The organism is Pseudophaeobacter profundi (assembly GCF_029697505.1).
In the GTDB taxonomy this organism is placed as follows: domain Bacteria; phylum Pseudomonadota; class Alphaproteobacteria; order Rhodobacterales; family Rhodobacteraceae; genus Pseudophaeobacter; species Pseudophaeobacter profundi.
Window position 1 is genome coordinate 55242 of the sequence record NZ_JARJEF010000005.1, and the last position, 26068, is coordinate 81309.

Below are 26068 nucleotides of genomic sequence, written 5' to 3' on the forward strand. Positions count from 1 at the left end.
TCTACGGAATCGGGAGGTGAACCAGGTTTCATTTGGCGAAAAATATCCCTGGGTGAATTGGCCAGAGGCCAAGAGGGGCAGCGCCCCTATTTCTTATTCAGTGCCTTCAGGCGAGCGGTGACTGAGAGGCCATGCGCTTCAAGGCTCTCGCTCCGTGCTAGGACCTCTGCTGCAGGACCAATGGCGCGCAGTGCATCGGGCGTCATCTGACTTAGGGTTGTGCGTTTTATGAAATCCATCACCGACAATCCGGAGGAAAATCGGGCTGACCGCGCCGTGGGCAGGACGTGATTTGGCCCGCCGACATAGTCGCCGATTGCTTCAGGGGTGAACTGCCCGAGGAAAATGGCGCCGGCATGGATGGTTTTGTTGCTCAGCGCGCGTGGGTCAGCAACACAGAGCTCCAGGTGTTCTGGGGCGATACGGTTGGACAGGGCGGCGGCTTCGTCCAGGTCCCGCACCGTGATCACGGCGCCATAGTCACGCCAGCTGGCTGCAGCAATGGCCCGGCGTTCCAGGGTTTCCAACCGGGCTTCTACTGCAGCGGCCACGGCGCGGCCAAAGTCGGCATTATCGGTTATCAACAGCGACTGGGCGCTTTCGTCGTGTTCGGCCTGGCTCATCAGATCCAGGGCAATCCAGTCAGGTGGGGTGTTTTTGTCGGCGATCACAAGAATTTCAGACGGGCCGGCGATCATGTCTATTCCCACTTTGCCAAATACCCGACGCTTGGCCGCCGCGACAAAGGCATTGCCGGGGCCAGTTATTTTATCGACGGGGGCAATGGTTTCAGTGCCATAGGCCAGGGCGGCAATCGCCTGGGCACCGCCGACGCGGTAAATTTCGGTGACGCCAGCCAGTCGGGCCGCCAGCAGTACCAGCGGGTTCAGCACCCCATCCGGGGTGGGGACAGTGATAGCCAGTCGTTCGACACCGGCGACCTGGGCGGGGATTGCATTCATCAAGACGGAAGAGGGGTAAGAGGCCAGCCCCCCTGGTACATAGAGGCCAGCTGCAGACACTGCGGACCAGCGCCAGCCCAGCGTGGCCCCCGTGGCGTCTTGCCACTCGGCGTCTTCGGGCAGTTGGCGGGCGTGGTAGGCCCGTATCCGTTCAGCGGCCAACTCTAGCGCGGCACGATCCTGGGCAGAGACTGTTGCAATTGCCGCGTCTACCTCGGCAGGAGAAATCGCCAGTTGCTCAGCGCTCAGCTCCAGCCGATCAAATTTCGCTGTCAGCTCCAGCAGGGCGGCGTCACCCCGGTGGCGCACATCGGCGATGATTTCAGCGACGGCGGCGTCCACATCCGGGCTGTCTTCGCGCTTGGCGTTCAGCAGGGTGGCAAAGGCTGTTTCGAAATCGGCGTCAGATGAATCAAGGAAAACGGGCATATTGGCTCTCTCCGGCTGGTAGTGCGGACATATCGCCCCGCGGGGCCGGCGACAAGCGTTAGCGCTTGGTTTGCAGCGTTTTGCCTATCTGCCGCATCCGCGGCTTTGGCGGGTCCTGTGGCGCAGGGCTGTGGTTGTGCCAGCCTGTTGCGCGCTCTGGCGTGCTGGTAATTGTGGAGGCTGCAGCTGCGCTGTCATGAAGGCATCAAAGGCAGTGGCCGGGCGGTCTTACTTTTCCGTCCTGATGTCTGCCCTGGCTGATGGGTTGCCCCGCACAAAGGAGTTAGAGGTTATGGTCTGGAGCCGATTTTGAAGGGGCCACATAGGGTTTGGTGACATCACGCAGCGTGACTTCGAGCGCTTCGACCGACAGGCGGATACTGCCATCGCCTGCAAGGGTCAGCAGCACATGGCCCGCGCCATCCTCGCCGGGCTCAAAGTGAACGGACAGCAGCGACAGCACTAGGTCCTTGTTGCCGCGATCAAGCCCCTGCGAGGCCACGCCCAGAACAGTGTCGATAACCAGCAGAGACTGGACCCGTTCATAGGCGCGTGCGCGTTTTTCGGCGCTTGGCTTGTCCTCCCAGCGGAACCGATTGAGCAGCAGAGCGAAGCGGTGCTGCGAGGCTTGCCAGCTCATTTCCGTGACCGGAAAAACCGCGTCCTGTACCAGGCTGGAAATCACCTCCAGATCCTCGGGGCTGAGTGCGCCGAGGTTCACAGGAACTTCGCGGCCATCATGAAAGCTGGCGTCTGACATTTGCCTAGCTCCCCTTGATGCGTTCGATTTTGGCACCAACGGCAGAGAACTTGCGCACAACATGTTCATAGCCGCGATCCAGATGGTAAACCCGGTTGACGATGGTTTCGCCTTCGGCCGCAAGGCCCGCCAGGATCAGCGAGACAGAGGCCCGCAGATCAGTAGCCATAACCGGTGCGCCCTTGAGGCGTTCAACGCCTGTTACCGTGGCATGCCCGCCCTGTACGTCAATCTGGGCGCCCATACGAATCAGTTCTGGCGCGTGCATAAAGCGGTTCTCGAAGATTTTCTCTTCTAGCACGCTGGTGCCGTCGGCGGTGCACATCAGGGCCATCATCTGCGCCTGCAGGTCGGTGGGAAAGCCGGGGAAGGGTTCGGTGGTGACATCCACTGCCTTGACCCGGTCGCCACGACGCTTGACCATCAGTCCTGCCTTGGTTTCGGTAACATCAATGCCTGCCGCATCCAGTTTTTCGACAAAGGCACCAATCAGATCAAGACGTCCGCCCAGCAGCTCTACCTCGCCGCCACAGATTGCCGGGGCGAGCATATAGGTGCCCAGTTCAATCCGGTCGGTGACAACGGGATGGGTGGCCCCATGCAGCCGGTCCACTCCTTCAATGGTGATGGTTCCGGTTCCGGCGCCATCAATATGGGCGCCCATTTTTGTCAAACAGTCCGCCAGGTCGACGATCTCTGGCTCGCGGGCGGCGTTCTTGATCACCGTGGTGCCCTTTGCCAGGGTGGCGGCCATCATGATGTTTTCGGTGGCCCCCACCGAGGCAAAGTTGAGCTCGATCATCGCCCCCTTGAGTCCGCCTGGCGCCTTGGCGTGCAGATAGCCGTCTTTCAGCTCGATCTCGGCGCCAAGCGCTTCCAGGCCGTGAATGTGCAGATCCATCGGCCGCGCCCCAATGGCACAGCCGCCCGGCAGCGAGACCACTGCCTGCCCCAGCCGCGCCAGCATCGGCCCCAGTACCAGATTGGAGGCCCGCATTTTGCGCACGATTTCATAATCGGCGACGTGGTTGTCGATATTATGGCTGGAGAGCGCCTGAACCTGCCCGTCCTGCAGGCTGGAAACTTCCGCCCCCAGGGATCGCAGCAGTTCGGTCATGGTTTTGATATCGCTCAACCGTGGCGCATTGGTCAGGGTCAGCGGTTCTTCGCTGAGCAGCGTGGCTGGCATCAGGGCGAGGCAGGCGTTCTTGGCACCTGCAATTGGAATCTGGCCCTTCAGGGGGCCACTGCCTTTTACCAAAATCGAATCCATCTCGCCTCTACCTTTCCGACTCTTCGGTCGTTGTCTCTTGTTTCACTGCGCGTGCCTTTGCCTGCGCCTTTCGGCGCGCCATATTGGCTTTCAATGAGGCTTTCAGTCGATCCTCTCGCTGCGAGGCGGCCGGGCTCGGTTTTTGCGGTTTTTTCTCTGCCATAGACCTTCTGTAACTTAGTGTGAAAAAACCGTCCAGAAGCTCTTGCGCCCTTCAGCGTTTATCCCTAAAAGCCCCTTCACCGGCGCTGCTGTAGCTCAGAGGTAGAGCACTCCCTTGGTAAGGGAGAGGTCGAGAGTTCGATTCTCTCCAGCAGCACCAGTAAAGACTTCTCACCCAAGATAGCTATAAAGCCTTGAAGGCAAACACTATTTGGATGTGCGATACCCCCCCCACAAAACCAGCCTCGGGATGATTACGCGTGGGTTTCAGCGCTGATTTCCGTATTTACCAAGGGGTTGATCGGGGTGCCGGGGGCGATTTTGGTCGAGGGTCGTTCCGCCCCGCTAGCTTCTCGTGCCTTCAGGGCGCTCGCAGTGAAGCTGCCCGTAAAGGAGGCCCAGGTTTAACTGAGCCTCCCTGCATCGTTACTTTAACAGGTCGCGGGCGATGATGGTGCGCTGAATTTCCGACGATCCTTCGTAGATTCGGAAGATCCGCAAATCGCGCAGATAGCGTTCCAGCGGGAAATCGCGAGTGTAGCCATAGCCACCGTGAATCTGTAGCGCCCGGTCGGCAATGCGCCAGGCCGCTTCGCTGGCATACAGCTTGGCAAAGGCCGAGTCGGAGGAATAGCGGGCACCGGTGCCCCGTTTGCGGGCGGCCTGCAGCCCCAATGCCCGCGCCGCCGCCAATTCGGTGGCGCTGTCTGCCAGCATCCATTGTAGCCCCTGGAAATTGCCGATCGGCTGGCCGCCGACCTCGCGTTCCTTGGCATATGAAACCGCTGCATCCAGGGCGGCCTGGGCTATGCCGGTTGCCTGCGCGGCCACTTCGATGCGGCCATTGTCCAACACTTTCATTGCAGTGCGGAACCCTGTGCCTTCCTCGCCCAGCCGGTTTTCCTGTGGTACATGGCAGTCAAACGAGATTGGGAAGACATGCCCACCGCGTAGCCCCATGGTTTCTTCGTGGCGACCGATCTCTACCCCGTCTGTCTTGTCAGGTTCGACTACAAAGGCGCTGACCCCGCGGGCCCCCGCCGCGCTGTCGGTTTTGGCATAGACTACGATGAAATCCGCCGCACCGGCGTTTGAGATAAAGCACTTGGATCCTTTCAACCGGTATCCGTCGCCGTCCCGTGTCGCCGTGGTGCGCATATCTGCCGGGTTGGATCCGGCCTGCGGTTCGGTCAGCGCAAAGGCTCCAAGGGTGGTGCCCGCCGCAGCCTGCGGAAGAAAACGCTGTTTCAGCGTCTCATCCGCCCCCAGCAGCAGCGAATCCGTTGCCAGAAAATGTGCCGTCAGCATAGACGCGGTGGAGCCGCAGGCCCCGGCTATCGCCTCTACCGCGCAATAGAGCGCAGGTCCGGACAGGCCAATACCGCCATAGGCTTCGGGCAGGTTCATCCCCATGATGCCCATCTCTGCCAGCGCCGACTGATGCAACGTTGCAAACTGCGCTTTGGCATCGATACCTGCAGCGGCAGGTGCCAGAACCTCATTCGAAAACCGTTCTATCTGGCCGATGACGGCCTGCTCTTCAGTGTTCAGATCATCGGTCATCCGGCATTTCCTTCTTTCAACCGTTGTAGAATTTCCGTGGTATGCGCCCCCAGTTCCGGGGCCGCCTGTCGCCCGCCACGCGGGGCACCGCTGAAATGCACCGGCTGTTCCGGCACGGTGAATTCCCCGAGAGCAGGATGGGCAACCGCTGTCGCCAGTTCGCGCGCCTGTACCTGGGGCGAATCCCAAGCCTGTCGCACCGAACACAGCGCAGCAGCGGGAATGCCCGCATCTGACAGCGCCGTAACCACGTTCTGCACGTCCCGCGTGGCGGCCCAGCTTTCGATATGCTGCGCCAACGCGGGTTCATTCTGCCGCCGCAATGTGTCGCTGGCAAAGAGCGGATCTTGCGCCAGTTCCGGTGCGTCGATGGCCGTCGCAAAGGTCGCAAACAGCCGATCGTTCAGCACCGCAACGGTAAAGCTGCCGTCTTTGGCCGGATAGGTGCCAAAGGGGGCCGAAAGCGGGTGCTTGCTGCCGGTCCGCTTTGGCGTCTCTTTGGTCATCAGCGCCCGGCAGGCCCCGACCGGCATCATGGACACGAGCGAGTCATACAGTGCCAGATCAACATGCCGCCCCTTGCCGCTGCGCGCGCGGTCAAACAGCGCCACCATGGCGCCGAAGGCCGCAAACATGCCACCTGCCACATCGGCAAAGGCATCCCCGGCCATCATCGGCGGGCCGTCCTCTGCGCCGGTCATATCCATTAGGCCGCTCATTGCCTGGATGATGATGTCATAGGCTGGCAGGCTTCGGTTCGGACCGGTCTGGCCGAAACCGGAGACCGAGACATAGACCAAGCGGGGAAGGGCTGCGCACAGCTCATCCGGACCCAACCCAAACCGGGCCATCACGCCGGGGCGGAAGTTTTCGATGACAATATCGCACTCAGCCGCCAAGGCCCGCGCCGCGGCGGCGCCCTCAGCGGATTTCAGATCCAGAACAATGGATTTCTTGCCGCGGTTCACCGATTGGAACAGCAGGCTTTCGCCGTCCTGGAACGGGCCGATGTGGCGATAGTCATCGCCCGAGGGCGGTTCCACCTTGATCACCTCTGCGCCGAGATCGGCCATCAGCGCGGTACAGTAGGGGCCGGCCAGCACGCGGGAAAAGTCCAAGACCCGGACCCCCTCTAGCGGTCTGTGACCCGCAGTTTCATCATGTTTGAACATATATCCACCATCAATTGCTTGCTGGAAGATAGCGCTTGTTTGGATATACTCAGAAATACAAGATGCATATAAGGGGTATTCAAAATTGAATATACCATTGAACTTTCGTCAGGTCGAAATCCTGCTTGCGGTTGCGGATACCGGCAGCACTGCTGCAGCAAGCCGCGCGCTGAATACCTCGCAGCCCGCGGTTTCGCTGGCTATTACCCGCTGCGAGGAGGTCTTTGGGCAGAAGCTTTTTGTCCGCATTCCCGGTCGGGGAATGGAACTAACACCCTATGGGCAGCACAAGGTTGCGCAGCTGCGCGAGTTGGAGAAACAGGCGCGCTGGGTGCTGAGCGGCGGCGAGGGCACACCGGAATTTCTGAACCTCGGGGTGTTTTCCACCCTCGGCCCACGCTATGCACCGCAACTGGTGCGCAATTTTAAGGATACCCATCCCAATGCTGAAATCCGCATCCTTGAAGGCGATCTGCAAACGCTGTTCGACTGGCTTAGCGAAGGCCGCCTTGATCTGGCGCTGCTATATGATTTCGGGGTGCCGTCCGATTTCGCCATCACCCCGCTGATGGCGGCGGAACCCTATGCACTGCTGCCCCTGGGGCACCGGCTGGCACAGCAGGCCAAAGTCAGCGCGCCAGAGCTGGCGCAGGAGCCGATCATCCTGATGAACCTGCCGCACAGCCGCGGTTATTTCCTGTCGTTGCTGCAAAACGCCCGGGTGCCGGTGCGGGTGGCCCATGAAACCGGTTCGATCGAAATGCTACGGTCGATGGTGGCCAATGGGTTCGGCATCGGTTTGCTTGCAACAGATCTGTCAAACGGAGCGTGCTACGATGGCAAGGCAGTCATCCGGGTGCCGCTGGCTGGTCGACCGCCGCGGCACCAGATCGCCCTTGCCCATCGCGATATGGCGATCAAACGGCCCATCATCCAGGCTTTCACCGCCTTTGCCGAAGCCTTCTTCAGCTCGCCTCCTTGAATGCCAGGCGCACCCGGCGCGGACCCAAGGCGGCATGGGGTGCACAGGTCCGGGCCGATGGCGCGGCAGCATCCTGCCCGCCTAGGATCGACTGCGATGGCCTAGCAGTATTAACCGCCCTGATGGGGGCTGGCAGGTTAGAAATACTTGCCAAAGGCCTTATAATCGTCCCGGTAGACTTTCATCAGCTTTTGGCGCTGTTTTTCTGTCAGGTCGCTGGGTTTGAATTTTGGTCCCCCGGTCTGTTCCCGGCCAACAGTGAGCGGCTGCCCGGTGCGTTCGGTGAAATCGCTGACAAACTGTGCCATTTCAGAGAGCAAATATATGCGCGAAAAATAGTCGGCATCGGCGCCAAGGAACAGCACCAGGGGCTGGGTGTGGTGGAGAATAGACGGATGTGCCTTTTGATAGTCTGCCAACCGGTCAACAAAGAGATCCAGATCTGGTGTTGGCTCTAGCTTCTGTTCCTCCAGGCCTTTCCGGGCGATCTGAAGCGAGAGCTCTTTATGGGCGATTACCCGGTTGCCATAGGCTGAAAGCAAGCGTGCAATGGGGTCCCTGACAAAAGTCGTGCGGAAATAATCTTTGATGCGATGCTCTGGGTATGCAGACCGCAACAAGGTGCGATACCCAACGTTGTGGATGTGCTTTTTGTTGCGGTTGATGGTGTATTTTTCGAATGGTCTGCCATTTTCCAACTCGAAAAACGCCAGTTTCAGAGAAGAGCACGCGACCTTTGGCGCAGCCGCATAAAAGAATTTTTGCGTGTCTAGGATTACAGTCATGAATGTGTCTTTCCGAAGATCGAATTTCTGGCAGCCTGAGGTGGAGGTTGAGTAGTCGTATTTGCGTGTTAAGGCAATATGGCAGAGCGGCAGGTGCTCTGCGAGAGCGGTCTTTTGTGAAGGCTGGAAGGTGACGCTGTCGCACCAAAAAACCTTGCCAGAGTGGCTGGCCCTCTCGCAAAACTTGCAGTAATGGGGGCTTTATGCGCAAGACACTGTACCTTCATATCGGACACTTCAAGACGGGCACGACCGCCATCCAGGAGTTCCTGGATCTGAACCCGAGATTGCTCAAACGGCATGACTTTGCGCTTGCCCAGACGACGTTGCAGTATTCCAAACATTCCGATCTTGCCTACAGCCTGTATAAGGCGGCAGGGGTTGAAACCTTTCTGCATGGCTACAATAAGCCAGAGACCCCGCAGCAGATCTGGGCGGCACTATTTGATGAGTTGCGCACCAGCAAGCACTCCCGGATGATTGTAAGCTCGGAAGAGTTCATGCGGCTTGCCTGTATTCCCAAGGCGGTCAAGACGCTGTCCAGGATTATCAAATCCGCGCGTGATATCGACTTTAAGGTGATCGCCTTCTTGCGCCCGCCAGACAGCCATTTGCGATCCTGGTATAACCAACTGATCAAGATGGGGATGAAGACGCCCCCTTATAACGTGGCGATGACTGATCTGGTAGAACCGATCCACTATGACTATGCCCTGGCGTTGCGGCCTTGGATCGAGATTTTTGGAGCGGAGGCCGTCACCCTGCGTAGCTATAGCGAGGCCAGCCGCGAGAACAATTTGCTCTTCAAGGATTTCCTCTCTGCTATTGATGTCGCCCTGCCAAAATTCGGCCTGGTCCTGGCAAAGGCGGATCCAAATCCACGTCTGGACGATACCTTGCTTGAGATGGTGCGCATGCTGCAAAACGCCGGAATTCCAGACAAGATGGTCCAGCCAATGGCAACCCGTTTTCTTGCCCATCTGGCCAGCGAAGAGGCGGGTAACCCTACGGGGGCTGGTGATGCGTTTGCGGCCCTTCGTCAAAGAACGCTGGATGGGCTGACAGAGCTACAGCGTGAGATCCCTGAATTTGACGCAACCCTTGCGCCCTTTCACCAGCATCTGCCTGAGCAAGAGACACAGACCGCGCGTGAGGGTTGGCTTGTGGCCGGGCACTTGCTGGCTGAATTACAGGCGTTGCGCAAAAAGACACAGCAGCAGAACCGCGTGGTGACTGAGCGGCTAGATGCGCTTGAAGCGCGACTGCCCACTGATGATGGCGACCCGTCGTGAGGGTGCTTTACTACAATTGGGTTGATTACCTGGACGCAGAGAACCGGGGCGGTGGGGTGTCGCAATATCAGCGCAATATCTTGCAGGAACTGGATCAAGGCAGCGATATCGACGCGGTGTTTTTGTCTGCGGGGATTTCGTATGACCTGCGCAAGCGGCCACCACGTTGGGAGCAGACCCGCCACGGTCCACGCCAGGATCGCGGGCGGCGCTATGAAATTGTCAATTCTGCGGTCCTGTCGCCTGCGCATTTCTCCTTTGGCAGTGCAGCCCAGTGTGAGGACACCGCCACCGAAGCGTGCTTTTACGATTTTCTAGAGGCAACTGGCCCCTATGATGTGGTGCATTTCAACAATCTTGAAGGTCTGCCCGCGCGGGTCCTAAAGCTGAAAGCCCGCTGGCCTCAGATGCGGCTGATCCTGTCTTTGCACAACTATTATCCCTTTTGCCCGCAGGTGAACCTGTGGTTTCAAGAGCGTGAGAACTGCCTGGATTTCAAAGGTGGTGCCAAATGCGGTAGTTGCCTGCCGCAGGCGCATAACCAAAAGCAATTGCGCCTAGCCCATGCCTTGGCCTATCGGTTGAAGGCTGCTGGGTTCGAACCCAACAGCCGAATGTTTCAGCTGCTGTACCAGCCGACGATCCGGGTTGGGCGGCGGCTGTCGATCGGGCTGAATGCTGCGCGACGCAGTCTGCGCAAGATCACCGGCACCCGGCGACAGGTTTCCTCAGAAGTGGCGAGCGGCCAAAACCCGCAGCGCCAATCGGCCCCGGTCACTGTGCCAACTCCCTTTGCCAAACGGCGGGCCGAGATGGTCTCTTTGATTAACGCGCATTGCGATCAGGTTTTGGCGGTCTCTGACTTCACTGCCGGTGTAGCGCGTCGCTATGGGGTGCGTAGCGATCTGTTGCAGACCTCATATATCGGTACTGCGCTGGCTGACTGCTACCAACGAACCACACCGCGTCGGCTGCCCATCCAAGAGCAAGAGGTGCTTTCACTCGGGTATCTGGGCTATATGCGGCGGGACAAAGGGTTCTTCTTTCTGCTGGAGGCACTTAAATCCCTGCCATCCCCGTTGGCGAAACGCATCCGGCTGGTGGTTGCAGCCCGGCGTGGCGATGCGGATACCATGGCAGAGCTCTCGGCGGTGGGGCAACATCTGGCCGGGTTGGAGTATCACGATGGCTACACCCATGACGAGCTGCCGGCGATCTTTTCACAGATCGACCTTGGGGTGGTGCCGGTGCTGTGGAACGACAACCTGCCACAGGTCGCGATTGAAATGCACGCCAATCATATCCCGCTGCTGACCAGCGATCTGGGCGGCGCGCAAGAGCTGTCAAACTGCCGCGATATGGTGTTTGCCGCAGGCGACATCCAGGCGTTCCACGATCGGCTGCAGGCGATCCTGTCCGGCGCTGTGAACATGGAGACCTATTGGGCTGGCGCACGTGTGCCCAATTCAATGGCGAACCATTTGGCGCAGTTGACCGAGGTCTATACCTCATCCGACCTCACCCGATCCGCAGAAACAGGCCTGGGCTAGGTAGGGGGCGCGCACGGCGGGGGCCGGGCGCGCAGTTGTCTGTTCGGCGTCTGGCGCTAGGCCTTCTCAAGGCGGGATTTGACAAAATTGGCTTCCTGCCAGGGCACCGAAAGTCCTTCTTCATAAATCACATCGCGTCCCTCTGACATCAGGGCCAGGTATTTCCGGTATTCTTCCGCATCGTTGAAGTGTTGGCGGCGCGCCACCTCTATCTGGGCCTTGCGATGGAAATCGGCATTGTACTTGAAGTGGCCAAAGATCAGCTCGCGGCTGGACAGTTTGATATCGGTGACAAAGTGATACCCGGCCGAAATCCGCATCCAGGGCTGATACTTCAGCAGGGCGATTTTCTGCGCCACAAACAGATCCATGCGCGAACCGGCGATCAGCCGATGCCGTACGGCGCTGGTCCAGGTGGGCATGTTGGAAAAGGGTCCCTGTCCGGTCCAATTGGCCAAAAACGGTTCGCGGTCGACATATCCCGCCTCGCTAAAGGGATCGGTTTGGAAGGTTGCGTCCCCCAAAGAGCCCTTGGGGTACATGTCCAGCATGAAGATGCGGGCGGCATCGGCCCCCTCAAAAGCGGCGGTTTGCAGCAGGGCGGGCAGGCTTTGCTTTTGGGGAGTCTGCCAGACCAGCAATTCGTCGGTATCGGCGATCAGGCTCCACTTTCCGGGACGGAAGGCCGCAATCATAGCCTGTTGCCAGCCCGCGCCATAGTGCGACAGGCTATAGTCGGTATCGACAGAGAACAGCGCCACATCCGGCTGTTCCATCAGGTATTCCAGGGTGCCATCATCAGAGCAGTTGTCAGCGATGAGAAAGCTCTCGACGCCAAGGCGCCGGTAGTGGGCAAGAAACTGTGGCAGCATGAACATTTCATTGCGCATACAGGCGACCACTGCGATCTCTGCACCGCGTGCGGCCTCCAGGCGGTCTTCGCTGCTGATCAGTTCCAGCGCATTGCTTTGATAGACCAGCGCGGCATCCTGATAGGTGGGCCAGATTTTCTTGGGCGTCAGGCTTGGCGCTGACAGTTTGGCGCAGGCCTGGGCCTGGCTCGCGTGTTCATCCAGATGCACCAGAGAGACCGGTGCGGCCTGACTGGCGTCGAAGCTGTTGACCCAGCGCGAAACCGGTGTTGCCTTGCCCCAGGTGCGGCGGCGAATAGAGGTGCGATAGTCTTCATCCGCAGGACGAATGCCCTGTTGCGCCAAGAGATCCCCCAGCATCTTGTCTTCCATAAAGGACATCTGGATTAGGTGCTGTCCTTCCGGGCTTGCGCTTGCGGCACAGACTGCAGCCATGGCGGTACGGCTCAGCGCATAGCCAGTGCCGCCATCGGTATAAGTTGATGGTTCAGGAGATTTATCCAGTTCCAGCCGCCCGCGATCAGAGGTCGATTTTTCATTGTGCCAGGCCCGGTCCATATCGCCGGGGCGGCGGGTCAGGATTCGGCCGTAATAGTCGAATTTGCGATAGCTTTGCCCGTGAAAGAAAATATCCGGATTCAAAAAGCAGTCGTCATCAATCTTGATAAGGTGTGAAAAGCGGGTGTTTTCATAGACCCAGGCGATGGTGGCCAGGGTCTTTTGCGGCAACCCTTCGTAGGAATCGGGGGCATCAAGATGCACGATATCCCCGTCAAGCCGTCCATCGCCATCGCCAACGATGATGACATAGGGGATGTCCAGCGCCTGAAGTAGCGTCAGCCAGCCTGCGCGCATGGCTGGAACGCGGCTGTTCAGGTTGGGCAGGCAGGAAAACACCGTGACAATTGTGTCAAACAGGGGCGAGCCCGCAAGCGCGGGGGCGCCTTCCGGCAGCGGGTGGGGCGCTGGCAGGGCCTGGGCGAGATCTGGCAGAATGTCACGAACCCTGGCAAAGAGCGGCTGGCTTTCCGGCGTATCGCGCAGCGCCAACAGTGCCAGGTTGGCCGCAGTGGCTTTGCTCATGGCATTTTTTTCTGTTGCGGTCAGATCCTCGGTCAGGGATGTCAGCAATCCGATAAGGGCCTCCTGTGCCTCTTTCTGGGGCGTATGGGGATGCAGGGCCCGCAGCAGGGCAAGGGTAAGGCCGAAGCCGAGAAAGTGACTGCGTTGTGTCGACAACAGGCGCAGATCACGGCCCAGATCGAGGATCTGTGTCGGGGAAATCGGTTGGGTCGCGGCCTGCTTGATCAGCAGGTGACAGCGCTGGCTGACCCTTTGCTGCAATTGGTAGTAGGGCGCGCGCGGGATGTCGCGGTAAAATTTGGGCAGGGCCGTGGCGGTGGCAGAGACCAGATCTTGCGCCACAGCTGCCGCACCAGGAAAAGCCATATGGCGCAGGCCGGCTTCTTCCTGCGGGATCTCGGCACGTTTCAGCGCCTCGACGCTCAGGGGGGCATCCTCGGCCAGATAGGTGGCTGCGGGGCCAAGCAGCTCTCGGCGAATGCGCATCAGATCGCTGCATTGATAGACCTGGAACAGGTCGAGTGCCTGGCTAACCTCCAGGGTTGCCGTTGACCCGTGTTCGGCGCGGTCGAGTGCGGCCTCGATCACTGCAAAGGCTTGACGCAGCGTTGCTAGCTCGGAGTGGGTTTCCAGGGGGACACGGGCATCCATCTGGTGCCAGAACTGGCGGGACAGCCCGTAGGCACGCAGGGTGAATTCTATGATCGGGCGTTGGATATAATCGGTAAAACTGTCGATATTATGCAGCAGATCCACCGCGACACCGGTCAGATCCTGGCAATGGGCCCGTCCCCAGTATTGCCCCGCCTGCCGGTCGACCAGATCCATATAGGCATAGATGATGTGTTCGCGGACCTTTTCCTCGACACCCTGGCCGGCAATTGCCCGGCGTAGCAGCCAGGAAACTGCCGGGGTAACAATCCATCCAGCCGTCGGTTCGATCAAAGACCGCAGTGTTGGGCAGATCTCGGCGTGGCGATCTTCCAGGAACAAAAAAGGCAAGAGCGCCGAGCTTTTGTAAAGGTTGCCAGCCTCTGGCGACAGGCTGGCACGGAACCCTTCGGCGCAGTAGAGCTGATGAAACCCGTCAAAATCATGATCCGGGTGGCTGAAGAACTCGCTGAGGCTGAGAAACAGATAGCAACGTAGATCTTTGGGAATGTCAGGCAGCAGTTCGCCCAGCAGCGTCAGCGGGTCGGTCTCTGGCGTTTCGCGCATCCGCTGGCCAAAGACACCATGGGCGTGAACCACCGGGTCCCGTGGTGCCAGTTCAGGCAGGCTCGCGGCTTCGGGCTTTGGGGAAGAACCGCCTTCAGCAGGTTCGATATAGTCGCTCATGCCGTAAAACTGCTGTGCGGATGCAAGGTGGGCACGGCTTTGGTCGGATAGCTGGGTCTGCAAATCGCCAAATTGCACATGTTCAAAGATTTGCATTGCGGTGAGCGAATCGCCGCACAGATCCACATCGCAGATAATCTGCTCAATCTGTTCTACCAGATCCGCAGGGGTCAGGCGCAGGCGAGGGCAGGCGAGGCTGCCATCGGCATGCAGGAGCCCCAAATCCAGCGCGTCATCCTTGGCGCGCCCTTTCCAGATACGCCCGGGCAGCAAAACGATGACATCTGCGCATTGTTCGCTCCTGTCGCTGCCGCGATTTTTGGTGGCATCCGGGTAGAGAATGACCTGCGGCACCGAGTCCTCTCCGGGCAGGTCCAGGTGCAGGCTGGGAAGAGTGGAGGTGTATTTCACCCGCGCCCGCAACTCCAGCCGGTTGCTGAGACACAGCTGCCCTTTGTTGAGTTTGGCCTGGTTGTTCCGGGTGAGCGCCCCAAGAGATAGCTTCTGGCGCGCGTCATCGCCAAAGTCGATATCGGCATCTGCGATACCACCCTGGTAGGAAACAAAACTGATCTGGTCCAGATTCGGGTAAGAGCGGCGGAAGACATTGTAGCCAAAGCGGAACACGCGCACCTCATCTACCGTCACGGTAACATATGGTGGGGCAAAGGTAATTGTGACTTCAGCCTCGGATTTATCCAGAGATTTCTTATAGGATTTCTCGGCGGCCCAGACCTCTCCAGTGCGTTTGTTGCAGACGCAGAGCCCCTCGTCCTGACGCAAAGATAAATGGAACAGAATGTTGGCCTGCTCGCGATCAAAAAACGAGATATTGGCGTAAGGAACCTCAGTGAATCTGGCAGTGTAGCGAAACACCTTGGGACCCTGAACTAAGAACGACTGCATCGACTTTTCCATCTATTTTGACGTGTTTGATCGTATTCTTGCGCCGGATAGGGCGACTAGGGGCGGCGGCGAAGTTGGGCTTCAATACTCAGTAAGGTGGCTATCCGTTGCCCCTCTCCAGGGTCAAGGGGGCTTTGGGTTCGTGTCAGGCCGCGGCGCAGGGCTGCCCAGACCGCGGTGAGGCATAAGAGACCCAGTTTCAGGCGAGGCAGGGGGGCGCGGATCTGTGCCATGCGCTGCCGCAGGGCGCGCGCAAAGAGACGCCGTTGCCAGCCTTGGGGCAGTTTGCTGGACAGACCAGCCGCCTGCAACCGGGCAGTCAGTTGATCAAGCGAGCGCACAAAGGCAGCGGCCGCCCGGCCCGGGGCATACTGTGCCAGCGCCGCGTCAGACTGGTTCACATCGCAGCCGGACTGCGAAAAATACAGCGCTTTTGGTGCCAAAAGCGCCGCCTCAAGGGCCAGTTGCCATCCCGGCAAGGCACCAATGCCAAAGCCAAGCCCGGCCTCGATCAGAAAGGAACGGCGATAAAGCTTTGGCGAAATCTGGCCATCCAGGGCCAGGGCAAGTTCGGGGGAATACGTAAAATCAGCGGCGGCCAGCGGCTGCAGGATCTGCGCATCGTCGCAATAGATGGCGGCATGATAGGTCTCGCCCTCTAGTCCCAAGCGATAGGCTGAAACGGCAAAATCTGCCTCTGCTGTCAGCATTCCATCCACCCAGTCGTGCAGGGCCATTTCACCCAATGCATCCCCTGGCACAAGGAAGTTGAGATAGCGGCCGCGTGCCGCCGACAGCCCGGCCGCGCAAGCGGCGGCGATCCCTGCCTCAGCGTGGCGCAGAACGCGCGCTTCTGGGTGGTCCGCCGCAAGGAGACTTGCCTGGGTTTCCGCCTGCTGGCTGTTGCACAGGATCAGGATCTCCCGCCCTGGTGCGCCCTGTTGTGCCAGCGCGTTCAGGCTGATTTTCAGCAGATCCGTATCGCCGCCGGACCAGGGCAGCACCACGCTCAGCGGTAGGGTGCCAGTCATTTCGAGACCCCAGGCCGCTGATATATGCGGGTCCCAGTCCGGGCAATAGCGCAGCCCGTGGCGGTCTAGATACCTGATGCAGGCGTCGGCATAACGGGCGCGGCGTTCGGGCGCGCGCAGGGCAGTGCTGCGTTCAAACAGCAGGCGGCTGGCGATCTGTTCAAAGGCGGCATCAGCATCAGCGCGTGGTGCGGTGGCCATAAGGGCCTTGATGCGATCCAGCACCGGGAATTGTTCAAAAACCCGGTCGCTGTCGCTGCCGGTTATCTGCCCCTCGCGGGCGCGGGTCTGCAGGTAGAGCGGCGCTTCGATATGCAGCAGGTGATCGCTGCGCGCGGCGGCCTGATAATAGAATTCGTGATCCTCGAACCAGGTCCCTTCACGAAAGCGCAGATCCGCGATCAAGCTGCGGCGGTACAATTTGTTCCAGGCCGAAGGAAAGTGGACAATCGCCTGCTGCCAGGTGGTCAGCGGGTAGGTTCTGCGCTGGCCAGAGCTGTGCCGCGCGGCCTGGCCGTGAATGGCGGAATGGTCACTGTGACTGCCATCGGGAAAGCAAAAGCGAATGCCGCAGGACACCCAGTCAGCGCCTGTGTCCTCAAGCGCCTGCCACAGCTGCGACAGATAGTCGGGGGCCAGTTGGTCATCGCTGTCGAGAAAGGCAATGTAATCTGCCTGTGCCAGATCCAGCCCGGTGTTGCGCGCCCCCGACAACCCCTTGTTGGACTGTTGCACCAGTCGAAAACGCGGGTCCTGTGCGATGGCCTTGCGCGCCACATCAGCACTGTTGTCAGTGGAGCCGTCGTCGATCACTAGGGCTTCGAAATCGCACAGGTCTTGCGCCTGAAGGCTGCGGATGCAGGCCGCAACATGGTCTTTGACGTTGTAGACCGGCAGGATGACCGAAATCAGCGGCTTTGGCGTGGGGCTTGGCATTCAGCGGGCGATCTTTTCAAAAGGACCAGGGGAAACCTAGAAACTGTTCTCGTATAGCAAAGGCTGGGGGGCTGTCATCACCCCTGTGCCAACCTGGGCAGAGACTTGCTGCGTGCAGGGCAGGTTGGCGTCAAAATAGGCAACCCCAAAAGAAAAGAGGGCGTTGCCGCCCTCTTGCCATGTCTTGCTGCGCCGTTCTGCCCGATTGGGACGGCGTTTGATTTACAGGCCGGCCTGAAGTGCGGCCACCACGGCATCGCCCATCTCGCTGGTCGAGATCGGATCAACACCTTCTTCGCCCAGCAGGTCTGCGGTGCGCGCGCCATCGGCCAGCACTTTTTCAATGGCGCCTTCCAGCCGGTCGGCCTCATCACCCATGTCAAAGCTGTAGCGCAGCGCCATGGCAAAGCTGAGGATACAGGCGATGGGGTTGGCTTTGCCCTGGCCTGCGATATCAGGCGCGGATCCGTGTACGGGTTCATACATCGCCTTGGGGCGGCCATTGGCCATGGGGGCGCCAAGGCTTGCAGAAGGCAACATGCCCAGGCTGCCGGTCAGCATCGCGGCGCAGTCGGACAGGATATCGCCAAACAGGTTGTCGGTCAGGATCACGTCGAATTGCTTGGGGGCCCGCACCAGCTGCATGGCACCGTTATCGGCATACATATGCGACAGCTCAACCTCGGGGTAGTCCTGGCCGACGCGGGTGGTGACCTCGCGCCACAGGATTCCGCTCTCCATCACATTGGCCTTCTCCATAGAGCAGACCTTCTTGTTGCGGCGCATTGCCAGTTCAAAGGCAGAGCGGGCAGCGCGTTCGATTTCGGACTCGGTGTAGCGCTGGGTGTTGATGCCGACGCGTTCGTTGCCTTCTTCAAAGATACCACGGGGTTCGCCAAAATAGACGCCCGAGGTCAGTTCGCGCAGGATCATGATGTCGAGACCGGCAACGATGTCACGCTTGAGCGAGGAGAAATCCGCCAGCGCGTCAAAGCACTGCGCCGGGCGCAGGTTGGCGTAGAGATCCATTTCCTTGCGCAGGCGCAGCAGGCCGCGTTCGGGTTTGACGCTGAAATCCAGATTGTCATAGGCCGGGCCGCCAACCGCGCCAAGCAGAACCGCGTCGACCTCTTGCGCCTTGGCCATGGTCGCATCCGCGAGGGGCACACCGTGCTTGTCATAGGCGGCACCGCCGACCAGATCTTCGCTCACATCGAACTGAATGCCGCGGGCCTCACCAAACCAGGTGATGACTTTGCGTACCTCGGTCATGACCTCGGGGCCGATGCCGTCGCCGGGCAGAATCAGAATCGATGGATTGGACATGTGTGCCTCCTAAAAATCAGTTGGGAGTGGCCTACCTCTCTGGGGCTGCGGGGTCAATAACGGGGGGCGTTTCGGGGGGCTGAGGTGTTGATTTTTTGGTGTTTTGCAACGCCTTTGCCAATAGGGACCAGACCCGCCGGATGCGGGGCGTTTCCCGCATCGCGCGGTGGGTGGTCAGCCAGACCGGCAGGGGCGGGATGTCAACGCCAAGGGTGAGCTCTTCGATGCCGGGATCGGCGCGGGCAACGGCAGTTTGGCAAAACCCGATGCCGCAGCCCGCCCGCACCAATTGCCAATAGGTTGCCTGATTGTCACAGCGCAGGGCAAAGGCGGTGCGCTCGACCTGCCAGCCCAGGGCCTGCATGCTGCGCAGGATCAGATCGTTGCTGTCGTAGCCCACCAGATCATGCTGCCACAGGTCCTGGGCGTTTTTCGGACGACCCCGCCTGTCGAGGTAGGATTTGGCAGCAAAGATCCCCAGCGGCAAATCGGTGACATGCTGGGTGATCACATCAAGCTGGCTGGGGCGGTACATGCGCAGGGCAATGTCGGCGGCGCGATACAGCAGGTTCTCGCTGGCATCTGTCGGCACCAGTTCCAGCTCTATCTGTGGCTCGGCGATGCGAATTTCAGCGAGGATGGGCGGCAGCAGGTAATGGGCGGCAAAGACGCTGGCGGTGATGCGGACCGTGCCGACCAGCGCTTCGGACTGGCCTGCCGCCTGCAGCGATAGGTGGTACATTTGTTGCTGCATCTCGCGTGCCATTGGCAGCAGGGCGGTGCCCGCAGATGATAGCCGCAATCCGCGGGGATGGCGTTCAAACAGCTGCTGGCTAAGCTGCGCCTCAAGGCTTTGTATATGGCGTCCTAATGTGGGCTGGCTGCGCCCCAACTGCTGCGCTGCCGCAGACAACGACCCGTGGTCTGCAACGGCAAGGAAGCTCTGGATTAGGGACCAATCGGTGAGTTTTGCGATATCCATTCAATAATGAATGGCAGATCAGAATTTTTTGGCAATATTTAGTTTTTTATGAATGGGAGAAAGTGCCTGCAGGAGATCTTAAACAGGAGACAAGCGGATGACACAGGTTGCACTCATACTAGGGGCCTCGGGCCGGTTTGGCCGATCAGCGGCCGAGGCTTTTGCGCGGGCTGGCTGGCAGGTGCGGCGCTTTCAGCGCGGGACGCAGGATCTGGCCGAGGCCGCAAGCGGCGCGCAGGTTATCGTCAGTTGCTGGAACCCGGCCTACCCGGATTGGGCGGCGCAGGTGCCGGAACTGCATCGGCAGGTGATCGCTGTTGCTGAAGCCAGCGGCGCTACGGTGATTGTGCCGGGCAATGTCTATGTGTTTGGGCCGCAGACACCGTCACCCTGGTGTGAAAACAGCTCGCATGCGGCGCAAAACCCGCTGGGGCGCATTCGCATTGAGATGGAGAAAGCCTACCGGGCCTCCAGCGCCCAGGTGATCGTGCTGCGAGCCGGGGATTATCTGGATACCGAAGCATCGGGGAATTGGTTCGATACCATGATCACCGCCAAGCTGCACAAAGGGAAATTCAGCTATCCCGGGCGGGCGGATATTGCCCATGCATGGGCCTATCTGCCGGATGTTGCCCGCGCCGCAGTTGGCCTGGCCGAAATCCGGGCCAACCTGCCACGCCATCTGGATGTGCCTTTTGCGGGCTATACCCTGTCGGGGCAAGAGATGCTGTCAGCGATCAACAGACATCTGCGTCACCCGGCCCGGCTGCGGCAGATGTCCTGGCTGCCGTTGCAGCTGGCCCGCCCCTTCTGGCCCCTGGGGCGATGCCTGCTAGAGATGCGCTATCTATGGAATACCCCGCACAGCCTGTCGGGGGGGCTGCTGCAACAGCTCTTGCCGGATTTCCGCGACACACCACTGCGACAGGCCCTGCCGCGTTGCCTGCCAGGGGGGCTCTTGTCGGATCAAGGGTCTACGGCAGTGTGCAAAGATCTGGTGGTTTGACCCGGCAATTGGGCTAGTCCAAGGAGATATCAACCCAGACCAGCCTATGGCGGCTGGCCGTTGCGGCGGCAGAGACAGTGTCGTCCGGCCAGACCACTCCGGCACCAGTGACCTGCCAGTCGCGAGACGGCAGCAGGTAGTCCACCCGCATGCGGCGTCCGTCGCCCCAATCGACGGTCTTTGTGCCCGCCTGTGATGAAGCCGGGCGCGGATCCTGCAGCCTGGGGTCTTGCAGCAGGGCGGCAATGGCCGCGCGGTTGCCATCGCCGGTGTCGGGATCCAGATTGGCCCCGCCAGCCAGCACAAAGGTCTGCGTCGGTGGTGGTCCAAGCGTTTCTGGCAACTGCCCATCCAGGAACCGCTGCCAGAGGCGGATTTCATCAGCGTTGCGCAGCCCGTTGCGATCTTCGGGGCCATCAAACAGCGGCGGCGTGGCCTGAAAGCTGAGCAGGGTCAGCCGCGTCTGGGCATCCAGGGCAATTGGCAGCGCCCAATGCGCGGTCGAGGACAGGCGCTGAATGGCCTGGGCCTGGGGGGATGGAAAGGCGCTGCCATCAGGGTGACGTGGCAGGGTGGCACCAGGGATATCGCGCCACAATAGCGGCGTCAGATCTCTGATCTCCTCGGTTCGGATGGGGTATCTGGACAGCACGGCAATGCCGCCGCGTCCGGTGTAATTGCCATAGCCCTGGGAATCGCCAGCGCCGCCGCGCCGCTGATCGCCGTCCAGATCCAGCGGGGTGGCAAGGCCCGAATTGGGCTGCTGGGCAAAAAGATGGGGATAGGGCGCACCAGCCGCAGCGAGACGCTGCTCCAGCGCCTTGAGCGCCAGATTGTCATAATCCCAGTCGATCCCCTGCAGCGCCAGAATATCGGGCCGGGTGGCTGCGATGACGGTGACCACCGCCGCGATCTGGGCGTCCTCGCCCCGGTTGATATCGCGGAGCAGCAGGCCGGGGCCGGGGCGAGAGAGTTCTGTGTTGAAGGTTGCAATCCGCAGGCTGCCGGGAGCAGGCCCAGGTGCAGGGCCTGTTTGGGGGGTGGCCAGCAGCGTCAGGGGGGACAATAGGGGCAACAGGAGCAGCAGAAACCGCAGGACAGAGAGGGCGCTCTCTGCCGCGGGGCGCATCACACGGCCTGCAGAGCTTCGGCGTGGGCATAGGCCGCCCGTCGTTTCTGCGCGATCAGTTCTGCAACACGTAGAAAGGCCAGGCCGCGCATGATCATCGACACAGGGACAAAGGCCCAGGCGGCAACCAGCCAGATCAGCATTTGCGGTGCCGTCAGATGCGTGACATCAATAAGGCCGGACATCAGCTTGATGCAGGCCGGAATGGCAAAGGGCAGCAAGATCCCAATGATAATATTGATGCGGCCATCGCGCTGCAGCCGGGCAACCACATCGCCGCCCGTGGTCGGGTCAAACAGTGGCAGGTTCACCCAGACGTTGAAGGCCCCATTGGCAACGGGCCAGTTGCCCAGACGGATGGCCAGCACAAAGCCCAATACCGCCAACCCGGCGACGAGATAGGCAATGCTGGCGGCGCTGCGCATCAGCTGCTGGGTCTCGCTCGCGGTGTCCAGCGGCAGCATCAGGACGATCAACTGCACCGGGGAATAGCTGAAATCCAGCGCCGCGCCCAGGTGGGTTCCGAAGGTATGCACCAGTGCGGTCAACCCGGTGGGGTCCAGTGGGTGGCGGGTCAGCAGGCTTAGCAGGCCGACCATGGCAAAGGCTGCGATATAGCGCATCCGGTTCAAGGGTGGTGCTTCGCGGAATTCTACAAAGCTGGGATAATTGGAAAAATACTCGGCAAAGGTCAAAGCTCCGCCCAGGATCGCCATCAGGGCGATGATCTCTGGAGATTCTGTGGCAGAAACCGGCAAGAGCAGCGATGGCATTACAATCAGCAATGCAACCAATACCCCGCGAGTTGCTGCGCCTGTTATGCGAGCAAACACTGCTTATTTTCCCTTTCAAACTGGACTGGACGGTACTTTGCCGTGCCTTTGTTCCAACTTGATGCACTCTGAACCTCAGAATGCGCGCCTCAATTTCGCCCCATTTGTGCATGGATTGGCCGCAGGGCTCAAGTTTGCATTGGTGCAAAATTCACTTTCACCGCGCAGACCCCCTGGTCTGGTGCCGGAATGCATCAATATTCCCCCATCGAAACAGTGGGTTTTGATATGGTTACTATATGTGGTGTCTGTTGTGCCGTCATAACCAAGCCCATTGGCGCGGCTGGCGGCGGTGGTGAAATGCGGCAGCTTTGTGTCAAATTTGCCTGAATAGGGTGGAAACATCAGCTGGGATTGGGATCAGGCGCGCTGACGGCGGGAGCGGCTTGGCGCAAAAAACCCGCCCCAGAATACTGGGGCGGGTTTGGCCTGTGTTGTCGGGGCAGGGGGGCAGGACCGGTTCATTAGGCCCGGTGCCTGCTTGCCGCCCTTAGACCCAGGGGCGTTCCTGGGCCATCTTGCCTTCATAGCTCTGGACTGCCGCCTGCTTTTGCAGGGTCTGGCCGATGTCATCCAGGCCTTCCAGCAGGCACTGCTTTTTAAAGGCGTCGACGTCAAACTTGATGACTTCACCATCGGAGGTGGTGATTTCCTGGGCTTCCAGATCAACCGTCATGCGGGCGTTTTCGCCGCGCTCCGCATCTGCCATCAGCAGGTCGACCTGCTCTTGTGGCAGAACGATCGGCAGGATGCCGTTCTTGAAGCAGTTGCTGAAGAAGATATCGGCGAAGGAGGTAGAGACCACACATTTGATACCAAAATCCGCAATTGCCCAAGGGGCGTGTTCGCGCGAAGAGCCGCAGCCGAAGTTGTCACCTGCAACGAGGATTTCTGCGTTGCGATACTGCGGTTTGTTCAGCACGAAATCGGGAATTTCCGATCCATCACGATTGTAGCGCATCTCATCGAATAGATTCTTGCCAAAGCCGGTGCGCTGAATGCTTTTCAGAAACACCTTGGGAATAATCATGTCGGTGTCGATGTTGACCAAAGGCATAGGTGCGGCGATGCCGGTGAGTTTTTGAAACTTTTCCATTTTCAGTCCTGCGGTTTTTGCGCGTGCAGTCGGCGACGGCGCAATTTTTAGGTTGAAGGAATAAAGGCACTTGGGCGTTGAAGGCTCTCTGGGTCGATCCTGGGCCGAGATAGGAGTAGGCGAATTATCTCGTCCTGGAACCAGTCTGGTGTGATGGTGCCAGACAAAGCCGATCTTACCAGAGTGTCCAACAGTCCGTGTGCTTTTAGGATGCGAGGTATGATGTGTTTTTCGATTGGGAGCTGAAAAATCTCGATGTTGTCGCTTTGTGGCAGCAGGTCGAGATGTTTGATGTCCTGTGCTACTGTCCCGGTGAAGGCAATATATTTTGTCTGATCGACCAGATGCCCAGCAACGCAGCTGTAATCCCAGCGACGTAAGCCCGGCAGGTAATTGTCCAAGCGCCCTTCCCAGGGGAGCGCGGAAAAATTCGTGTCGATTTGAGGAACAAAGGCCACAGCATGGCGGACATCAAAGAAGCGCGGAGCAAGGAAGGCGAGAAAGCCGCCCATGGAATTGCCCAGCGTATCTACCTTTTTGCCTGTCGTGAACGGAGCGATTTCCCGGAGAAGCAGATCAAAGTTGATCTTGCTTCCCCAGGATTTCTGCAAATCATCGACAAAAAGAATGTCGTCATAGCCCGTGCCTGCAGCAAAGAATTCTGGCTTTTGGACCTCAATGCCACCGAGATGGTGACCAATACTGGTGAAGGAAATGAGGGTTTGCCCAGTGGCGCCAGAATTCCGGCGACAATGAGACACCCGCAGCCTGCCATCAGTAAAGATCACCTCGATTGGCAACATTACATCAGCTCACGAATATCTGTCAGCTTTCCTGTCAGTGCTGCGGCTGCAGCCATGGCGGGCGATACCAGATGGGTGCGTCCCTTGTAGCCTTGACGGCCCTCAAAGTTGCGGTTGGATGTGGCGGCGCAGCGCTCACCTTCCGACAACTGATCCGGGTTCATCGCCAGACACATGGAACAGCCCGCAAGGCGCCATTCAAAACCGGCCTGTTCAAAAATCTCGGCCAGGCCTTCTTCCTCGGCCTGCGCCCGCACCAGGCCAGAGCCGGGAACGATCATGGCGCGCATGCCATCCTTGATCTTTTTGCCTTTGACCACTTCGGCTACGGCGCGCAGGTCTTCGATCCGGCCATTGGTGCAAGAGCCGATGAACACGGTGTCGATTTCAATATCGGTGAGTTTCTGACCGGGGGTCAGGCCCATATATTCGATCGCGCGGCGCGCCGCTTCAATCTTGCCACCCTTGAAGTCTTCGGGGTGGGGGACAACGCCTGTGATCGGCAGAACGTCCTCGGGCGAGGTGCCCCAGGTCACAACCGGCTGGATGTCTTCGCCGCGCAGAGTGACGACCTTGTCAAAATGTGCGCCTTCATCGGTGAAAAGAGTTTTCCACCAGTTCAGAGCGGCTTCCCATTGGGCACCTTTGGGCGCATGGGGGCGGCCATTGACGTAGGCATAGGTGGTTTCGTCTGGCGCAATAAGGCCGGCACGGGCACCGCCTTCGATGGCCATGTTGCAGACGGTCATGCGACCTTCCATCGACAGATCGCGGATCGCTTCGCCGCAGTATTCGATGACATAGCCGGTGCCGCCGCCGGTGCCGGTCTCACCGATCACTGCGAGAGTGATGTCCTTGGCGGTGACGCCGGGCTTCAGCTTGCCGGTGATTTCCACCTTCATATTGAGCGACTTTTTCTGGATCAGCGTCTGGGTCGCCAGAACATGTTCCACCTCGGATGTGCCGATGCCATGCGCCAGGGCACCAAAGGCCCCATGGGTGGCGGTGTGGCTGTCACCACAGACCACGGTCATGCCGGGCAGGGTCCAGCCCTGTTCGGGGCCGACGATATGCACGATGCCCTGACGGACATCTGACACAGGGTAATAATGCACGCCAAATTCGCGGGCGTTCTTATCCAGGGCTTCGACCTGGATGCGGCTTTCTGCAGTCATCTGTGCAGGATCGTTGCGGCCCTCGGTTGTGGGCACGTTGTGATCGGGCACCGCGATGGTCTTGTCCGGCGCATGCACGGTGCGGCCCGCCAGACGCAGGCCCTCAAAGGCCTGCGGGCTGGTCACTTCGTGGACCAGGTGGCGGTCGATATAAAGAAGGCAGGTGCCATCCTCTGCTTCATGCGCGACATGCGCATCCCAGATCTTGTCATAAAGCGTTTTGGGGGACATGTGTCCTCTCCCGTATTTTCAGGTGGGTATAGCTGGCGTAGGGCGTGGGCTGCCGATTATAGGCGTGCCAGGACCGTGCGGGCGGCGCCATAGAATCGCTCGCGCAGGCGAGCGCGATCTTGCAATTCGATATTCTGGGCCAATACGAGGGTCATGCAGGTCAGATACAGGGGGGCGGGCGTGCGATCAAGGGCAGGCAGGGTGCGATCGGCACAATCTGCCAATCTTTCCTTTCGAAACCTTGTAAATATGGTGCCTTCCCTCTTTCGGCGGCGGCGCAGATCAGGCAGAGAGTATCGATGATTCGAGTCCCGTTGCTGCTTTCATTGAAATGCGGCGCGGGAATTGCTATTTTTAGCATATCCCCAGCGCCGGGGGAGGGTCGGCGCGC

The 26068-nt window shown here is 59.5% G+C and carries 19 protein-coding genes and 1 tRNA gene; 5 read left to right on the forward strand and 15 right to left on the reverse strand.

What is annotated here, in order from left to right; translation table 11 throughout:
* Nucleotides 1–86: 86 nt before the first annotated feature.
* The 3 genes from hisD to murA form a co-directional block, all read right to left on the reverse strand.
* Nucleotides 87–1391 carry a histidinol dehydrogenase gene (hisD, locus tag P2081_RS10025; protein ID WP_278922732.1) on the reverse strand — a complete coding sequence of 435 codons (1305 nt, stop codon included), beginning with the start codon at nt 1389–1391 and terminating at the stop codon, nt 87–89.
* Between the two features lie 283 nt (nt 1392–1674).
* Nucleotides 1675–2151, reverse strand: a complete 477-nt coding sequence (locus P2081_RS10030) for a DUF2948 family protein (protein ID WP_278922733.1) — start codon at nt 2149–2151, stop codon at nt 1675–1677.
* 4 nt (nt 2152–2155) lie between these two features.
* A complete protein-coding gene (gene murA / locus P2081_RS10035) occupies nt 2156–3424 on the reverse strand; it encodes a UDP-N-acetylglucosamine 1-carboxyvinyltransferase (protein WP_278922734.1) in 1269 nt (422 codons plus the stop codon).
* 247 nt (nt 3425–3671) lie between these two features.
* On the opposite strand from murA, the gene P2081_RS10040 reads away from it, so the two are divergent.
* Nucleotides 3672–3746, forward strand: a tRNA-Thr gene (locus tag P2081_RS10040).
* Between the two features lie 266 nt (nt 3747–4012).
* Here P2081_RS10040 and P2081_RS10045 read toward each other — a convergent pair.
* Together P2081_RS10045 and P2081_RS10050 are read right to left on the reverse strand one after the other, a co-directional pair.
* Nucleotides 4013–5149 (reverse strand): acyl-CoA dehydrogenase family protein, encoded by a 1137-nt coding sequence (locus tag P2081_RS10045; RefSeq protein WP_278922735.1) that lies wholly within the window; start codon nt 5147–5149, stop codon nt 4013–4015.
* Nucleotides 5146–6321 carry a CaiB/BaiF CoA transferase family protein gene (locus tag P2081_RS10050; RefSeq protein WP_278922736.1) on the reverse strand — a complete coding sequence of 392 codons (1176 nt, stop codon included), beginning with the start codon at nt 6319–6321 and terminating at the stop codon, nt 5146–5148. Before P2081_RS10050 ends, P2081_RS10045 begins: the two co-directional genes overlap by 4 nt.
* Nucleotides 6322–6406: 85 nt before the next feature.
* Between P2081_RS10050 and P2081_RS10055 the strand changes: the two genes are divergently transcribed.
* A complete protein-coding gene (locus P2081_RS10055; protein ID WP_278922737.1) occupies nt 6407–7303 on the forward strand; it encodes a LysR substrate-binding domain-containing protein in 897 nt (298 codons plus the stop codon).
* Nucleotides 7304–7440: 137 nt separating this feature from the next.
* On the opposite strand, the gene P2081_RS10060 is transcribed toward P2081_RS10055, so the two are convergent.
* Nucleotides 7441–8088 (reverse strand): sulfotransferase family 2 domain-containing protein, encoded by a 648-nt coding sequence (locus P2081_RS10060; RefSeq protein WP_278922738.1) that lies wholly within the window; start codon nt 8086–8088, stop codon nt 7441–7443.
* A 203-nt stretch (nt 8089–8291) separates the two neighbouring features.
* On the opposite strand from P2081_RS10060, the gene P2081_RS10065 reads away from it, so the two are divergent.
* Both P2081_RS10065 and P2081_RS10070 read left to right on the forward strand, forming a co-directional pair.
* Nucleotides 8292–9380, forward strand: coding sequence for a sulfotransferase domain-containing protein (locus P2081_RS10065; RefSeq protein WP_278922739.1), 1089 nt, complete (start codon nt 8292–8294; stop codon nt 9378–9380).
* Nucleotides 9377–10930, forward strand: a complete 1554-nt coding sequence (locus P2081_RS10070) for a glycosyltransferase (protein WP_278922740.1) — start codon at nt 9377–9379, stop codon at nt 10928–10930. Before P2081_RS10065 ends, P2081_RS10070 begins: the two co-directional genes overlap by 4 nt.
* 56 nt (nt 10931–10986) lie before the next feature.
* Here the strand turns inward: P2081_RS10070 and P2081_RS10075 are convergent, their stop codons facing one another.
* The 4 genes from P2081_RS10075 to P2081_RS10090 all read right to left on the reverse strand — a co-directional run bounded on the left by P2081_RS10075 (nt 10987) and on the right by P2081_RS10090 (nt 19404).
* Nucleotides 10987–15129 carry a glycosyltransferase family 2 protein gene (locus tag P2081_RS10075; protein WP_278922741.1) on the reverse strand — a complete coding sequence of 1381 codons (4143 nt, stop codon included), beginning with the start codon at nt 15127–15129 and terminating at the stop codon, nt 10987–10989.
* 56 nt (nt 15130–15185) lie between these two features.
* Nucleotides 15186–17096: a glycosyltransferase family 2 protein gene (locus P2081_RS10080; protein ID WP_278922742.1), complete on the reverse strand. Its 1911-nt coding sequence runs from the start codon at nt 17094–17096 to the stop codon at nt 15186–15188.
* A gap of 222 nt (nt 17097–17318) precedes the next feature.
* On the reverse strand, nt 17319–18422 hold the full coding sequence (leuB, locus tag P2081_RS10085; RefSeq protein ID WP_278922743.1) for a 3-isopropylmalate dehydrogenase: 1104 nt from the start codon (nt 18420–18422) through the stop codon (nt 17319–17321).
* A gap of 31 nt (nt 18423–18453) precedes the next feature.
* Nucleotides 18454–19404, reverse strand: a complete 951-nt coding sequence (locus P2081_RS10090; RefSeq protein WP_278922744.1) for a LysR family transcriptional regulator — start codon at nt 19402–19404, stop codon at nt 18454–18456.
* Between the two features lie 97 nt (nt 19405–19501).
* Between P2081_RS10090 and P2081_RS10095 the strand changes: the two genes are divergently transcribed.
* Nucleotides 19502–20410, forward strand: a complete 909-nt coding sequence (locus tag P2081_RS10095; RefSeq protein WP_278922745.1) for a sugar nucleotide-binding protein — start codon at nt 19502–19504, stop codon at nt 20408–20410.
* A 13-nt stretch (nt 20411–20423) separates the two neighbouring features.
* Here P2081_RS10095 and P2081_RS10100 read toward each other — a convergent pair whose 3' ends face one another.
* The 5 genes from P2081_RS10100 to leuC form a co-directional block, all read right to left on the reverse strand.
* The gene (locus P2081_RS10100) at nt 20424–21539 is read right to left on the reverse strand and encodes an endonuclease/exonuclease/phosphatase family protein (protein WP_278922746.1); all 1116 of its coding nucleotides are present in this window, start codon (nt 21537–21539) and stop codon (nt 20424–20426) included.
* Nucleotides 21539–22372: a hypothetical protein gene (locus tag P2081_RS10105; RefSeq protein ID WP_278922747.1), complete on the reverse strand. Its 834-nt coding sequence runs from the start codon at nt 22370–22372 to the stop codon at nt 21539–21541. The genes P2081_RS10100 and P2081_RS10105 overlap by 1 nt, the downstream gene beginning before the upstream one ends.
* Before the next feature lie 490 nt (nt 22373–22862).
* A complete protein-coding gene (leuD, locus tag P2081_RS10110; protein WP_278922748.1) occupies nt 22863–23468 on the reverse strand; it encodes a 3-isopropylmalate dehydratase small subunit in 606 nt (201 codons plus the stop codon).
* Nucleotides 23469–23515: 47 nt separating this feature from the next.
* Entirely contained in the window at nt 23516–24271 is a 756-nt protein-coding gene (locus tag P2081_RS10115) for a hypothetical protein (RefSeq protein WP_278922749.1), read from the reverse strand.
* Nucleotides 24271–25677 (reverse strand): 3-isopropylmalate dehydratase large subunit, encoded by a 1407-nt coding sequence (leuC, locus tag P2081_RS10120; RefSeq protein WP_278922750.1) that lies wholly within the window; start codon nt 25675–25677, stop codon nt 24271–24273. Before leuC ends, P2081_RS10115 begins: the two co-directional genes overlap by 1 nt.
* Nucleotides 25678–26068: the final 391 nt, after the last annotated feature.